The sequence below is a fragment of the Micromonospora sp. RB23 genome (genome assembly GCF_053585025.1).
On sequence record NZ_CM132111.1, the window covers coordinates 5,474,619 to 5,489,890 of the forward strand.

Genomic DNA, 15,272 nt, shown 5'->3' on the forward strand with positions numbered 1-15,272 from the left:
TCAGCCGATCCCGTGGCCCACGCCGGCCGGGGCCAGCCCCAGCAGCCGGTCGGTCTCCTCGATCGCGGCCCGGTCGGTCGCGGCCCGTCGCTCCCACTGCGCCCGCAGCTCGTCGTACTCGTGCGCCTGCGTCGACAGCAGGTCGACCACTGCGGACGGCCGGGTCGAGCCGGTGGTGCGCCGAGCCGCCAGACCCGCGTGCACGTCGAACGCCTCGCGTAGCAGCGTCGCCGGGTCGACCAGCCGGTAACCCTCGGCGGCGGTGGTCGCCGCCAGCAGCTCGGGGTCGGTGTCCCGGGGTGCCCGGCCGGCCGACGCCACGGCCACCACGTACCGGCCGGCGAGCACCTGGGCCCGCCGCCACGGCACGCCCTCGCGCAGGGTCAGCAGGTTGGCCAGCGCGAACCCGCCCAGGAACTCGCGCTCGCAGGCCGCCAGCATCCTCTCGGGGCGCAGGCGCAGACCGTCCACCACGGCGGTCAGCAGCCGTAGCAGCGACGAGGTGGCGCCGATCGCGGAGTGCAGGTAGGTGCCGGCCTCCTTGGACACCTCGACCAGGTTGGCGTACGGGGTGTTGCGCTGCCCGAGCAGCGCGTCGGTGTGGAAGGCGGCCAGGTGCGCCGAGCGGCCCCGGATTCGTTCCAGGATCGGGAAGTTCTTCTTCTGCGGCATGGCCGAGGAGATGCCGCTCAACTCGTCGGGCAGGTCCAAAAAGCCCAGGTCGCTGCCACCCCAGGTGATCAGGTCGGTGACGAACCGGCTGGTCTCCGCGCCGAACAGGGACAGCTCGGCGGTGACCTCCAGCACCCAGCGCCGGGACGCCACCGCGGTCAGCGCGTGCGGCTGGGCCGCCCGGAAGCCGAGCAGCCGGGCCATCCGGTCCCGGTCCCACGGGAGGTCCTGACCGGCCATCGCGCCCGCGCCGAGGGGGCAGGTGTCGATCCCGTCGTACGTGCTCAGCAGCCGGCGCAGGGTGTGCAGCACGTGCCCGGAGAACGCGGCCAGGTGGAAGCCCGGCGTGATCACCTGCGCGGCCTGGAAGTGGGTGTAGCCGGGCATCGGCGTCGTGGTGTACGCGCCGGCCCGGCGGTGCAGGGCGGCCCCCAGCCCCAGCAGCGCCTGCGCCACTGTCACCACCTGCTGCCGGCCGAACAGCAACTGCGCGGTGGCCTGGAGATCGTTGCGGCTGCGGTCGACGTGCCAGAGCGGTAGCGGTTCGGTCAGCGCCGCCTCGACGTGCCGCTCCAGGGCGAACGCGAGATCCGACAGGTTGGCCACCGGGTCGGCGGTGAGCGCGGTCGGGCCGGCGCTGTCCAGGCCGGCCGCCACGGCTGTCGCCTGGTCGGCGGTGAGGAGCCCCATCCGCTGGTATTCCAGCGCCAGGACCTTCTCGACCGCCACGTACGACGGCAGCAGGTGCTCGACCTCGAAGTGGAACTGCGGCGCCAGCACCTCGTCGTGGAGCAGCCGGTCGGGTGGCTCGTCGATCCGCCCGGTCAGACCGGGCGGCGCGCTGGTATTCACGATCGGCCTCCCCGTTGCGCCGGCCGCAGAAACATACCCAGGCCCGGAGCGACGTGACAACCCCTGTCGATATTCGCCGGTCCGCGACATACCGCGGCGAAAGCGCATCGATAGCGGACTCTGGCACGGTGGCTGGCGGCGAGGAGGTGCCGTGACGTCACTGGACGAGATGTTCGCGCGACAGGCCCACCGGACACCGTCGGCGACGGCCGTGGTGGACGACGACGGGACGCTCGACTACGCGACGCTGGACAGGCGGGTGGGCGACCTGGCAGCCACGCTGCGTGACGCCGGTGTCCGTGCCGACCAACCCGTGGGGCTCATCCTGGACCGGTCGGCGCACATGGTGGCCGGCGTGCTGGCCGTGCTGCGCGCGGGCGGGGCGTACGTGCCGATCGAGCCGGAGACCCCCGCTGCCCGCCGGGAGGCGATCCTGGCCGACGCCGCCGTGACCGTCTGCGTGGTGGGCCCGGCCCTGGTCGACGAGGTACGGGCCACCGGCCGGACCGCGGTGGTCCCCTACGCCGCCCCCACCGACCGCGCCCCGCTGGAACCGACGTCGCCGCACCCGGACCAGCTCTGCGCGATCTACTACACCTCCGGCTCCACCGGCCGGCCCAAGGGCGTCGCCTGCACACACGGCGGCTGGGCCAACCGGATGCGCTGGATGCAGGAGCGGCACCACCTCCAGCCCGGCGAGACCGTGTTGCAGAAGACCACGCTGACCTTCGACGACGCGGCGGTCGAGCTGCTCTGGCCGCTGCTCGTCGGCGGTCGGGTCGCCATGCTCGCCCCGGGCGCGCACCGCGACCCGCGGGCCATCATCGACGCGGCGATCCGGCACGAGGTCGTGCACCTCCAGTTCGTGCCGAGCGTGTTCGACCTCTTCCTGGAGACGCTCACCGACGCCGACGTGGCCGGGCTGACCCGCCTGCGCAGTGTGCTGTGCAGCGGCGAGGCGCTGCGTCCGGAGCTGGTACGACGGTTCTTCGCGCGGTTCCCGGACGGGGTCTCGCTCGACAACACCTGGGGCGCCACCGAGGTGTCGATCGACTCGACGTACCACATCTGCCTGCCGGCCGACGGCCGCGCGGACGGCGCGAGCGTCCCCATCGGCCAGCCCATGACCGGCAACCGGGTCACCGTGCGCGACGCCCGGCACCAGACGGTCCGCGCCGGCGACGTCGGCGAGCTGTGCATCGGCGGGGTCGGCCTGGCCCGCGGCTACCAGGGGGACCCGCGCCGCACCGCCGCGGCCTTCGTGCCCGACCCGGACGGCTTCGGCGCCCGGATGTACCGCACCGGCGACCGCGGGGCGCAGCGTCCGGACGGGACGCTGACGTTCGTCGACCGGGTCGACCACCAGGTCAAGATCCGTGGTGTACGGATCGAGCTGGGCGAGGTGGAGACGGCGCTGCGCGGCCATCCGGAGGTCGCCGACGCGGTGGTGCTCGCACTCGGCACCGGCACGAAACACCTCGCCGCCTACCTGGTGCCCCGACGGGCCGACGGCCTCTCGGTGGACGACGTGCGCGCACACCTGCGGACGGTGCTGACCAGCTACGCCGTGCCCACCCATCTCAACGTGCTCGACCGGCTGCCCCTGCACCCCAACGGCAAGGTCGACCGGGCCGCGCTGGCGGCACTGCCGGCGCCCGGCGGTGACGAGGGCGCGTTGCTGGCGCCCCGGACGGTCACCGAGGAGACCGTCGCGGAGATCTGGTGCGCGGTGCTCGGCGTCGACCGGATCGGCGTCGACGCGGACTTCTTCGCCGCCGGTGGGCACTCGCTGCTCGCCGTGCGCGTCCTCAGCCGGTTGCGGCAGGCGTTCGGCCTGGACATCCCGCTGCGGCTGATCTTCGACCACCCGACGATCGCGGCGTCCGCGGCCGAGCTGGAACGGCTCGTGCTGGCGGACCTGGAGGGAGCAGCGCGGTGACGAGCGACATCGACGAGCTGTCGTACAGCGTCGTGGTGAACCACGAGGAGCAGTACTCGATCTGGCCGGCCGAGCGGCCGGTGCCGGCGGGTTGGCGGGCCGAGGGCACCACCGGCAGCCGCGAGGAGTGCCTCGACCACGTCGAGCGGGTCTGGGTGGACATGCGCCCGGCGAGCCTGCGCCGGCACCTGGACGGCGCGCCGGACGACGTGGCCTGACGTGTCGAGCACGGCGGAGCTGCTGGCCCAACGGCTGCGCGCGGCACGCGAGGCGAGCCGGGCCGCGCCGTCGCCCGCCCTGCCCCGCTGCCCCGACGACCAGCTCGTCACCTCGCCCGCCCAGGAGTCGGTGTGGCTGGCCGACCGGTTCCTCGACGGCGCACCGGACTACAACGTGGCCGAGGTGCTGCGGGTCCACGGGCCGCTCGACGCCGCCGCGCTGCGGCTCGCGTTCGGCATCGTGATGGAGCGCCACGAGGTGCTGCGCACCAGCTACCCGGAGGTGGCCGGTCGACCCCGGCCGGTGCCGCACGAGCTGGGCGAGATCCCGGTCGCCGTCCGTACGGTCGAGGACCCGTTGGCCCGGGCCCGGGAACTGGTCCGGCGGCCCTTCGACCTCGCGGCGGGCCTGCCACTGCGCGCCGAGCTGCTGACCGCCGACGAGACCGAGTGGTACGTCGTGCTGGTGGTCCACCACATCGCGGTCGACGGCTGGTCGATGGCGCTGCTCTGGGCGGAGCTGGCCGCCGCGTACCGGGCTCTGCTGGCGGGTACCGTGCCGGCCCTGCCGGACCTGCCCGTGCGGTACGTGGACCACGCGTACCACCAACGCGAACAGCTGCGCGGCGGACGACTGGCCCGGCAGCTCGACTACTGGCGTCAGCGGCTGGCCGGGTTGTCGCCGTTGGAGCTGCCGGCCGACCACCCCCGACCGCCGGTGTTCACGGGCCGGGGCGACCGGTACGACTTCGCGGTGCCCGACGCGCTCGCCGACGGTGTTCGCGAGCTGGCCACCCGCCACGGTGTGACGCTGTTCCACGCGCTGCTGGCCGGTTTCACCGCCGTGCTGCACCGGTTCAGCGGTCGTACCGACGTCGCGGTGGGCACCCTCTTCGCCGACCGGGAGCACCCCGAGCTGGAGTCGGTCGTCGGGTTCTTCGGCACCACCGTGGTGATCCGTAACCAGGTACGCCCGGACCGGCCGTTCGCGTCCCTGCTGCACGACGTCCGCGACGCCGTCGTCGACGCCCACGAGCACCGGGACGTGCCCTTCGAGCGGCTGGTCGAGGAGCTGCGCCCGGCCCGGGACCTGTCCCGCAATCCGCTGTTCCAGGCCATGTTCACCGTGCAGGACGAGGAGACCGCCCCGTTCGAGCTGCCCGGCTGCGTGGTCGAGCCGGTGCCGGTCGGCACCGGCACGGTCAAGTTCGACGTCGAGCTGGTGCTGACCCGCCGCGACGGCCGGCTCGCCGGGTTCGTCGAGTACGCCAGCGACGTGTTCGAGCCGGCCACCGTGGCGCGTCTGGTCGACAGCTACCTGTGCCTGCTCGCCGACGCGGTGGCCCACCCGGACAGCCCCGTCGCCGCGCTCACGGTGTTGCCGTCCGCCGAGCACGACCGGATCGTCGGCGAGTGGAACGACACCGCCGCCGCGTACCCGCACGACGAGCTGCTCTCCGACCTGATCGGCGAGCAGGCCCGACGGTCCCCGGACGCGGTCGCCGTCCGCTGCGACGACGCCCCGCTGACCTACGGCGAGCTGGAGCGCCGCGCCAACCGCCTGGCGCACCTGCTCGTCGACCACGGCGTCGGCCCCGACGTCACGGTGGGCGTCTGCCTGGACCGCACGCCCGAGCTGGTCGTCGCGCTGGTCGCCGTCCTCAAGGCCGGCGGCGCGTACGTGCCGGTCGACCCGGACCATCCGGCCGACCGGGTCCGGCACGTCCTCACCGACAGCGCGGCCCGGCTGCTGGTGACCACCGGCGACGTGTGGGACCGTCTCGGCGCCCCGCCCGGCCCACCGCTGCTGCGCCTGGACCGGGCGGACGACCGGCTCGCCGGGCTGCCCGACACACCACCGGCCACCGCCACGACCGCCGACGACCTGGCCTACCTGATCTACACGTCGGGCTCCACCGGGCGACCCAAGGGCGTGATGGTGCCGCACCGGGCCATCGTCAACCTGACGGTGGCGTTCGTACGGCTCTTCGAGGTCACCGAGGCCGACGTGGTCGCCGCCGTCGCCTCGCACGCCTTCGACCTGTCGCTGCCGGAACTGCTCAGTCCGCTCACCGTCGGCGCGACGGTGCTGCTCGCGTCGCGCCGGACGGCCACCGACGGCGTGGCGCTCGGCGCGCTGCTGGCCGACGGCGGGGCCACCGTCATGCAGACCACGGCGACGATGTGGCGGATGCTCGTCGACGCCGGCTGGACCGGCGGGGACCTGCGCGCCGGCGCGTCCGGCGAAACGGTGCCGAGCACGCTGGCCGCCGCGCTGCTCGGCCGGGTGTCCCGGTTCTGGTGCCTGTACGGGCCGACCGAGACGACGGTGTGGTGCACGGCGTACGAGGTGCACGCGGTCCGGCCGGACCGGCCGATGCCGATCGGTCGGCCACTGCCCAACAACACGGTGTACGTGCTGGACCAGGCCCTGCGTCCGGTCCCGGTCGGAGTCATCGGCGAGGTGTACGTGGGCGGGGTGGGGGTCGGTCGCGGGTACGCCGGGCAACCCCGGCTGACCGCCGAGCGGTACCTACCGGACCCGTTCGGCTCCGGCGGCCGGCTCTACCGCAGCGGCGACCTGGCCCGACTGCGCCCGGACGGGACGATCGAGTTCGTCGGGCGGGCGGACACGCAGGTCAAGGTGCGCGGCAACCGGATCGAGCTGGGTGAGGTGGAGGCCGCGCTGTCCGCCCACCCGGCGGTGGCCGGCGCGGCGGTGACCACCTGGGGCGAGGACGCCGACCGGCAGCTCGTCGGGTACGTGGTGTGGCGCGACGCGCCGCTGGAGGTGGCGACGCTGCGGGCGTACCTGCGCCGCACCCTGCCCGACGCGTTCGTGCCCAGCCTGCTGGTCGAGCTGCCGGAGCTGCCGCTCAGCCCCAACCGCAAGGTGGACCGCGCCGCGCTGCCCCCACCGGACGTACGCCCGGCCGGGCCCGGACACCTCGCGCCACGGACCGACCTGGAACGCCTCGTGGTGGACACCTGGACGGCGGTGCTCGGCCGGGACGGGATCGGCGTACGCGACGATTTCTTCCAGCTCGGAGGGCATTCGCTGCGGGCGTTGCAGGTGGCGTCCCGGCTCCGTGCGGCGACCGGCGTGGATGTGTCCCTGCGGACCCTGTTCGCCCACCCGACCCCGGCCGACCTGGCCGCCACGCTGACCGCCGGGGCCGCCGCGCCCGGCGGCGACCAGGCCGGGGCCACCACGGCCGCCGCCACCACGGCCGCCGCCGACCGTCCGCCGCTGACCGTCCGGCCGGCCGGGGCGGTCGCCCCGCTGTCGTACGCGCAGCGCCGGCTGTGGTTCCTCGACCGCCTCAACCCCGGCGACGGCAGCTATCTGGTGCCGAGCGTGCTGCGCCTGCGCGGACCGCTGTCGACGTCGGCGCTGGCCGGGGCGCTGCGCACGGTGCTGGCCCGGCACGACGCGCTGAACGCCCGGTTCGTCGCGGACGGCGTGGGTGACCGGCAGGTCCCCGGCCCGCCGTGCGAGGTGGTCCACACCGACCTGCCCGGCGTCGACGATTCCACCGTGCTCCGGCTCGCCAGTGAGGACGCCACCCGACCGTTCGACCTGGCGAGCGGCCCGCAGGCCCGTGCGCGGATCGTGCGGGTCGCCGACGACGATCACACGGTGGTGCTGGTGCTGCACCACGCGGCGGTGGACGGCTGGTCGCTCGGTGTGCTGTGGCGGGAGGTCGGCACCGCATATTCGGCCCTCGTCGCCGGCCGGACGCCGGAGCTGCCGGAGCTGCCGCTGACGTACGCCGACCACGCCTACTGGCAGCAGCAGCGCGGCCCGGCGGCGTTCGCCGACCAGCTCGAGCACTGGCGGGTCCGACTCGCCGATCTGCCGCACTGCTCCCTGCCCACCGACCGGCCCCGGCCGGCCACCTGGTCGGGGCGGGGTGACCGGGTGGACTTCGCGCTCTCCGGCGAGACCGCGCGGGCGGTACGGGACCTGGCCCGGCGCTGCGGCGCGACGACCTTCATGGCGCTGCTCGCCGCCTTCCAGGTCGTGCTCGCCCGCTTCACCGGGCAGGACGACGTGGTGGTGGGCACGCCGGTGGCCGGCCGGGACGACGCCGAACTGGAGCCGGTGGTCGGCTGCTTCGTGAACACCCTGGTGCTGCGCGGCGACGTCGGCGGTGACCCGACCTTCGCCGGGCTGCTGGATCGGGTGCGCCGGGCCGCCGCCACCGACTTCTCGCACCGCGACGTGCCGTTCGAGCGGCTGGTCGAGGAGCTTCGGGTCGCCCGGGACCCGTCGCGCAACCCACTGTTCCAGGTGGGTTTCCGTCCGGAGGAGCGCGACGGCGCGGCGCTGCGGCTGCCCGGGGTCAGCGTGGACACGATGGACCTCGGCCCGGGCGGCGCGAAGTACGACCTGAACGTGTCGGTGGTCGACAGCCCCGACGGGCTGCGCGGCACCGTGGAGTACGCCACCGACCTGTACGACGCGGCGACCGTCGAGGCGTTCGCCGCCGCGTACGCGCGGACGGTGGAGGCGGTGGTGGCCGAGCCGGACCGGCGGCTGTCCGAGCTGGGCCCGACGGCCGACGAGCGGCGGCTCCTCGTGCGGTGGAGCGGGCTCGGCGAGCCGGCGCCGGAGCGGCCGTCGCTGCCGGAGCTGGTGGCGCGGCAGGCGGCGCGCACCCCGAACGCCGTCGCGGTGTGCCTGGCCGCGCCCCCCGACGACGCGCCCACCACCGCGCAGGAGCTGACCTACGCCGAGCTGGACGGGCGGGCCAACCGGCTGGCCCACTGGCTGCGTCGACGCGGCGTCGGCCCGGACGTCGTGGTCGGTGTGGCGCTGCCCCGCTCGATCGACCTCGTGGTGGCGCTGCTCGGTGTGCTGCGCTCGGGTGGCGCGTACGTCGCGCTGGACCCGACCGCCCCACCCGGGCGGCTCACCCACCTCGTCGCGGACAGCGCGCCCCGGCTGATCCTGACCTGCCGCGACGCGCTGGCCCGACGCGGGCCGGCCGCCGCCACCGAGGGCGTACCGGTCCACCTCCTGGACGAGGAGTGGCCTGCGGTGCTCGCCGAACCGGCCACCGGTCCTCAGCACGTGCCGCACCCCGACGACCGGGCCGCGATCTACTACACTTCGGGGTCGACAGGGGCGCCGAAGGGCGTACCGACCCCGCACCGGGGCATCGCGAACTTCCTGGCGTACCTGAGTGGGCCGATCGGGTTGACCGACCGGGACGTGGTGCTGCAACTGGCGGCGATCTCGTTCGACGCGTCCATCCGGGACATCTTCGGCCCGCTGGTGGTCGGCGGACGGGTGGTGCTGCCACCGGATGGCGCAACGCGCGACCCGTACGCCCTGCTGGCCGCGATCGAGCGGCACCGGGTGACGGCGCTGCTGACACTGGTGCCGCCGATGCTGACCGCGCTGGCCACCGCCGCCGGGAGGCCGGGCGCGGCGGGGTCGGTGCGTCTCGGCCTGGTCAGCGGCGAGGCGCTGGGCAGCCAGCACGTCCGCGCCGCCCGGCGGCTCTCCCCGAGCATCGCGCTCGTCAACCAGTACGGCCCGACCGAGGCCACGATGACCTCGACGTACCACCAGGTGGGTGACGAGGTCGGCGCGGTGCCGATCGGACGGCCCATCCCGTACGTGCGCTGTCACGTCCTCGGTCAGCGCGGTGAGCTGCTGCCTCCGGGCGCGCTGGGCGAGCTGTACCTCGGCTCGCCGGGGCTGGCCCGGGGCTACCAGCGGGCCCCCGGGTTGACGGCGCAGCGGTTCGTCCCGGACCCGTTCGGGCCACCCGGTGGCCGGCTGTTCCGCACCGGCGACCTGGTCCGCTGGCGTGCCGACGGCCGGCTGGTCTTCCACGGCCGTCGGGACCAGCAGGTGAAGATCCGCGGCGTGCGGGTGGAGCTGGGCGAGGTCGAGGCCGCGCTGGCCGCCTGCCCGGGTGTCCGCGCCGCGGCGGCGGCCGTACACGACGGGGAGCTGGCCGGCTACGTCGTGGCCGGCCCCGACGTCGACCTGGGCGGGCTGCGCGACCAGCTCGCCGACACGCTGCCCGAGCAGTCCGTGCCGGCCCGCCTGACGGCGCTGGACGCGCTGCCGCTGACCCCGCACGGCAAGCTGGACCGCTCCCGGCTCCCGGCACCGGCGCCGGTGGCCCGCGCCGACGCGCTGCCCCCGCGCGACATCCTGGAGCTGGCCCTGGTACGGATCTGGGAACGGGTGCTGGGTCACGGCCCGATCGGCGTACGCGACGACTTCTTCGCCGTCGGCGGCCACTCGCTGCGGGCGGTGGACCTCGTCGAGGCGATCCGCGTCGAGTTGGACGTCGCCGTGCCGCTCAGCGTGGTCTTCACCCACCCCACCGTGGAACGGCTCGCCGCGGTGCTGGGCAGCGCATCGGCCACCACCGACCGGTTGCTCGTTCCGCTGGCCGACGGGCCGACCACGCCGCCGCCGCTGTTCCTGGTCCATCCGCAGGGCGGCGACGTGGCCTGCTACGCGCAGCTCGCCCGGGAACTGGCCGGCGTGTGCGCGGTGCAGGGCATCGAGGCGGTCGGCTACAACACCGACGATCGGCCGTTGGCGGCCATCGAGGAGATGGCCCAGCGGTACGTCGAGGAGGTCCGGGCAGCGGTGCCGGATGGGCCGTACCGGCTGGCCGGTTGGTCCTTCGGCGGCAACGTGGCCTTCGAGATGGCGTCCCTTCTGGAGGCGGCCGGCGAGACTGTCGACTTCCTCGGCGTCCTGGACGCGCGGGCCTTCGGGCGGGAGGAGTTGGAGCCCTGGTTCACCGGGCGCAGCGAGCTGGAACGCTACGGGTTGATCGCCGAACTGGACCCGGCGCAGGTCGCCGAGCTGGCCGCCGCCGAGGAGCAGGAGGCGCTGGCCATCCTGCTGCGCGACGCGCAGCGGCGGGGTCGGGTTCCGCGCGGCGCGGACACCGCGACGCTGCGCCGGATGGTGGCGGTGTTCACCGCGAACGGCCGGGCTGCCGACCGGTACGCGCCCCGCGCGCCGATCCGCGCCCCGATCCACCTGTTCACGGCCACCGAGAGGCATCCCACGCTGACGAACCCACCGGTCAACCCGGCGAGCTGGCGGGCACGCACCCGGGGGGCGGTCTACGTGGTGCCGGTGCCGGGAAACCACCACGACCTGGTGTACGCGCCACACGCGGCCGTGCTGGCGGCCCGGATCGCCGACGTGTTGCGGGAGCGGGGTTGGACATCCGCCGACTAGGCGTGGTGGGAGGGGTCGGCCCGCTGGCCGTCGCCCACTTCTACCAGCGCCTCATCCAGCTCACCCCGGCCGTGGAGGACGACGAGCACCTGGAGGTGGTGCTCGTCGCCGAGCGGGTGCCGAGCCGCATCGCGTACCTGCGCGGTGTCGGGCCCAGCCCGGTGCCGGCGCTGCTGCGGGCGGCCAAGCACCTGGAGGCCGCCGGGGTGGACGCGGTGGTCATCCCGTCGGCGACCACGCACGCCTTCCGGGACGACGTGGCCCGGGCGGTGGCCGTACCGGTGCTGGACCTGCTGGCCGAGGTGGGCGCGGCACTGGCCGGGCGGGGACTGCGCCGGCCGGTCTTCCTGGCCACGGCACCGACCGCCCGACTACGGCTGTACGAGCCGCACCTGACCGCCGGAACCCGGCCGCTGTACCCGACGGCGGCGGCGCAGCACCGGCTCGACGGGTTGATCGACGGGGTGAAGCGGGGTGCGCCGGTCGAGACGCTGCGCGCCAGCCTGGCCGAACTGATCGCGGACGGGCCGTGGCCGAGCGACGCCGACTGTGTGGTCCTGGCCTGCACGGAGCTGCCGGTGATCGCGCCGCTCGGCGGGGCCGGGCCACTGCCGCTGGTCGACGTGACCGAGGTACTGGCCGACGCGGTGCTGGCCCGCCGCCCGACACCGGTACGCAACGGACGCTGACCGGTGGCCGCCGGGCTGGCTCAGGCCGACTCGGCGGGGCTGTGTGGCACGGGCTCGCCGGTGGCCGACAGCTCGGCGGCGTGGAGCCGCACCAGTCCGGTGAGGCGATACCGAGGCGGGCTCGCGTGCCGTGGCCGGACCTCGACGAGCTGGGCGTCGACCAGCTCCTCGACGGCGTCCTCGACGGACCCGCCCGCGAACCCCGGCAGCCGGCCGGTGAGCGCGAGCGGCAGATCCGCGTCGGGCAGCGCGCCCAGTGACCGGAACAGCAGCCGCGCCGCCGGGGAGAGCGTCGCGTAGCTGGTGGCGAGCCGGGCCCGTACGTCGAGCCCACCGAAGCTCAGCTCGTCGAGGCGGCGGCTCTCGTCGCGGAGGCGGCCGGCGAGCTGGGCGACCGTCCAGTGGGGCCGCGCGGCGAGCCGGGCGGCCGCGATCCGCAGCGCCAGCGGCAGCCCGTCGCAGAGCACGGCCAACGCCGCCGCGCCGGCCGGGTCGGCCGCCAGCCGGGGCCGGCCCAGCGCGGTCGCGAGCAGCCGTACCGAGTCCTCCACGCCGAGCGGGTCGAGGTGGACCAGGCACGCGCCGGTCAGGCCGGTGAGGCGCCGCCGGCTGGTGACGAGCACGCCCGCGCCGGTGGCGCCCGGCAGCAACGGCAGCACCTGCCGCTCGTGGGTCACGTCGTCGAGGACGACGAGCACGCGCCGGCCGGCGATCCGGTCCCGGTACCGCTCGGCCCGCTCGTCCAGGCCGCTCGGGACGGCGTCGCCGGACAGGCCGAGCGCACGCAGGAACCGCTCCAGGGCGGCCTCCGGCGGCACCGGACGACCGTCGGCGTCGAGCAGCCGCAGGTACAGCTGCCCATCCGGGTACGCCGGCGCGAGCGCGTGCGCGGCGCGGACCGCGAGGGTCGACTTCCCGACGCCCACCGGGCCGGAGATCGCCACCACCGGCACCGACGTTCCGCCATCGTCGCCCAACGCCTGACAGACCACACCCAGGGCCTCGTCCCGCCCGGTGAGTTCGGCGGGGTCGGCGGGGAGCAGCCGAGGCACCGCCGGCGGCGTGACCGCGTCGTCGGCCGGTTCGTCGGCCCGGCCGTCGGTGAGGATCGCCCGCTCCAGGCGACGCAGTTCGCCGCCGGGCTCCAAGCCCAGCTCGTCGAGGAACGTCCGCCGGGCCGACCGGTACGCGGCCAGCGCCTCGGCCGGCCGACCCGCCCCCGAGAGCGCCCGCATGTGCTGCGCGTGCAGCCGTTCCCGCAGCGGATGGGCGACGAGGAGTTCCCGCAGCTCACCGACCACGTGCTGATGCCGCCCGCGGTGCAGTTCGACGTCGAGCCAGTCCTCGGTGACGGCGAGCCGCCGCTCGTCGAGCCGGGTCGCGGCGGCCCGCACCGCCGGGCTCTCCACGCCAGCCAGCGCGGACCCACGCCACAGCGCGAGGGCCGCGCTGAAAGCTTCCGCGGCGTCGTCGAGCCGCGACCCGGCCAGCGCCTGCTGCCCGGCCAGCACCAGCCGGTCGAAGTAGTGCAGGTCCATCTCGCCGTCGGCCACCTCGATCAGGTAGCCGGGCGGGCGGGTGACGATCCGGTCCGGCAGGCCGAGCCGGGTGAGCGTCTTGCGCAGCGCCGACACGCAGATCTGCACCTGACCACGGGCGGTGCTCGGCGGAGCGTCGTCCCACAGCGCGTCGGCGAGCTGCGCGGTGGAGACCACGCAGTTCGCGTCGAGCAGCAGCGTGCCGAGCACCACCCGCTGGCGTGCCGCGGTGACCGTCAGAGTGTGCCCGGCGCCGGAGATCTCGAGGGGTCCGAGGATCCGGAAGCGCACCGGTCAGCTCCGGGCCGACGCCGCGATCTCCAGGCGCTGACGCAGCGGATGCCGCAGCGGCTTGCCGAGCGCGTTCTTGGGCAGGATGCGGACGAACTGGAGCCGGTCCGGCCAGAGCACCCGTGCCACGCCCTCGGCTTCCAGGTAGTCGTGCAGGCCGGCGAGCGTCGGGGTGTCGCCACCCCCGGGGATCACCACGGCGCAGACCAGGTCCGCCCCGGGTACGGCCGGGTCCGGGTAGCCGACCAGGACGGCCTCCACCACGTGCGGGTGCCGTTGCAACACCGCCTCGATGTCGAGCGTGGACACCCGCAGACTGTTCGCCCGCGTGATGAGGTCGACCCGTCGCCCGGTGATCCGGATGCCGCCCCGGCCGTCGTCGCGGGCCAGGTCGCCGGTGTCGAACCAGCCGTCGTCGTCGAGCAGCGACTCGTACAGCTCGCGTTGGTTGAGGTAACCCAGGCACTGGGAGGCGCCCCGGGCGTACAGCCGGCCGGCCTCCTCGCCGGGGTCGGTGTCGATCCGCACCTGCATCCACGGCACCGGACGGCCGTCGCTGTGCGCCGCCCAGTCGTCCGGGTCGTCCAGCCGCGTCACGGTGACCGCGCCGTTCTCGGTCATTCCCCACAGCGCCCGCATCGGCACCCCGAACGCCTCCCGCACGTCGGCGATGAGCTGCGGCGCGATCGGCGCCGAACCGGAGACGATCTGGCGCAGGGTCGGCGTCCGCACGGGCGCGCGCCGTTGGGCGGCGAGCATGCCGATGACGAAGCCGGGCGCGGCGTACACGAAGGTGCCACCGTGCCGGGCGATCAGCGCGACCATCAACGCCATGTCGTCGCCGGAGTCCATCACCACAGCGGTGCAGCCCAGATGGACGGGGAGGTAGACCGCGTGCGTGACCCCGGCCATGTGGGTGAGCACGCTGGGCAGCAGCACCACCTCGTCCGAGGCGAGGCCGAGTGGCTCCGCCGACGCGCGGACACACGCGTACATGGTGTTCTGGCTGTGCACGACGCCCTTCATCGGCCCGGTGGTGCCCGAGGTGTGCAGCACCAGGGCCGGCTCGTCGGGGCCGAGGGCGTCCGTCCCGTCGTCCGGGAGGCGTTCCTCCCACGGGGTGTCGACGAACACCTCCTGGAAGTCGATCGCGCCGACCCGGGCGGCGTCGCCGATCACCACCCGGTGCTCCAGCGTCGGCACGTCCAGCTCGGCGAGTCGCGCGGCGTAGTCGGTGCCGGCGAAGGTGTCCAGGGTGATGCAGACCCGGGCGCCGGTCGACTCCAGGACCTGGCGCAGCTCACGGGTGCTCAGCATCGGGAAGCCCGGCGAGCTGACCGCCCCGATCTGGTTGCAGGCCAGGTAGAGCGGGGTGAGCACCCACCGGTTCGGCAGGTAGATCATCACCACGTCGCCCCGACCCACCCCGAGTGACCGCAGCGCGCCGGCGAACCGGGCGACCATGGTGGCCAGCTCCGCGTACGTCAGCGTGCGCGCGTGCTCGCCACCCTCGTACGTGATGATCGCCGGGTGGTCCGGGCGGTCGCGCGCCGCCACGGCGAGGTCGTCGAGGAACGTCTCCGACCGCCACCAACCCGCCGCGACGTACTCCTCGGCCTGTTGCCTGTCGACAGGTGCCAATGAATCCCACATGTTCGGTCGCCTCCCGGCCATGCCCCGTCACGTCCACATGAGATGTGTCTGCGGGCGAAGCTACCACCCGGAACCGCGGCTGTCGCGTCCCCGAAAACCGCGGTTACACACAGCAAACCCGCAGCTAGCGAGCATCATCCAGTGACCTTGACAAATGATCAGACATGGACGACTCTCACCAGAGTCATAGAT

General features: G+C 74.6%; 7 protein-coding genes. 4 read left to right on the forward strand and 3 right to left on the reverse strand.

Going from position 1 to position 15,272, the window contains the following annotated elements; translation table 11 throughout:
* Complete coding sequence (locus ACTFTM_RS24815; RefSeq protein WP_449562855.1) at positions 1 to 1,524, reverse strand: lyase family protein; 1,524 nt, start codon at positions 1,522 to 1,524, stop codon at positions 1 to 3.
* A 151-nt stretch (positions 1,525 to 1,675) separates the two neighbouring features.
* Between ACTFTM_RS24815 and ACTFTM_RS24820 the strand changes: the two genes are divergently transcribed.
* From ACTFTM_RS24820 to ACTFTM_RS24835, 4 genes are read left to right on the forward strand one after another with little or no spacing between them, the layout of a single operon-like run.
* Positions 1,676 to 3,463: a non-ribosomal peptide synthetase gene (locus ACTFTM_RS24820; protein ID WP_449562856.1), complete on the forward strand. Its 1,788-nt coding sequence runs from the start codon at positions 1,676 to 1,678 to the stop codon at positions 3,461 to 3,463.
* Positions 3,460 to 3,681 carry an MbtH family protein gene (locus ACTFTM_RS24825; RefSeq protein WP_355246306.1) on the forward strand — a complete coding sequence of 74 codons (222 nt, stop codon included), beginning with the start codon at positions 3,460 to 3,462 and terminating at the stop codon, positions 3,679 to 3,681. The genes ACTFTM_RS24820 and ACTFTM_RS24825 overlap by 4 nt, the downstream gene beginning before the upstream one ends.
* 1 nt (position 3,682) lies before the next feature.
* Positions 3,683 to 10,909, forward strand: a complete 7,227-nt coding sequence (locus ACTFTM_RS24830; protein ID WP_449562857.1) for an amino acid adenylation domain-containing protein — start codon at positions 3,683 to 3,685, stop codon at positions 10,907 to 10,909.
* 5 nt (positions 10,910 to 10,914) lie between these two features.
* Positions 10,915 to 11,598, forward strand: coding sequence for an aspartate/glutamate racemase family protein (locus ACTFTM_RS24835; RefSeq protein ID WP_449562858.1), 684 nt, complete (start codon positions 10,915 to 10,917; stop codon positions 11,596 to 11,598).
* A 20-nt stretch (positions 11,599 to 11,618) separates the two neighbouring features.
* On the opposite strand, the gene ACTFTM_RS24840 is transcribed toward ACTFTM_RS24835, so the two are convergent.
* Positions 11,619 to 13,427: a BTAD domain-containing putative transcriptional regulator gene (locus ACTFTM_RS24840; protein ID WP_449562859.1), complete on the reverse strand. Its 1,809-nt coding sequence runs from the start codon at positions 13,425 to 13,427 to the stop codon at positions 11,619 to 11,621.
* 3 nt (positions 13,428 to 13,430) lie between these two features.
* On the reverse strand, positions 13,431 to 15,080 hold the full coding sequence (locus tag ACTFTM_RS24845) for an AMP-binding protein (protein WP_449562860.1): 1,650 nt from the start codon (positions 15,078 to 15,080) through the stop codon (positions 13,431 to 13,433).
* Between the last annotated feature and the right edge of the window lie 192 nt (positions 15,081 to 15,272).

Excerpts from the sequence above, each read along its gene's own strand:
- ACTFTM_RS24845 (WP_449562860.1), bottom strand. The coding sequence starts at position 15,080 with ATGTGGGATTCATTGGCACCTGTCGACAGGCAACAGGCCGAGGAGTAC.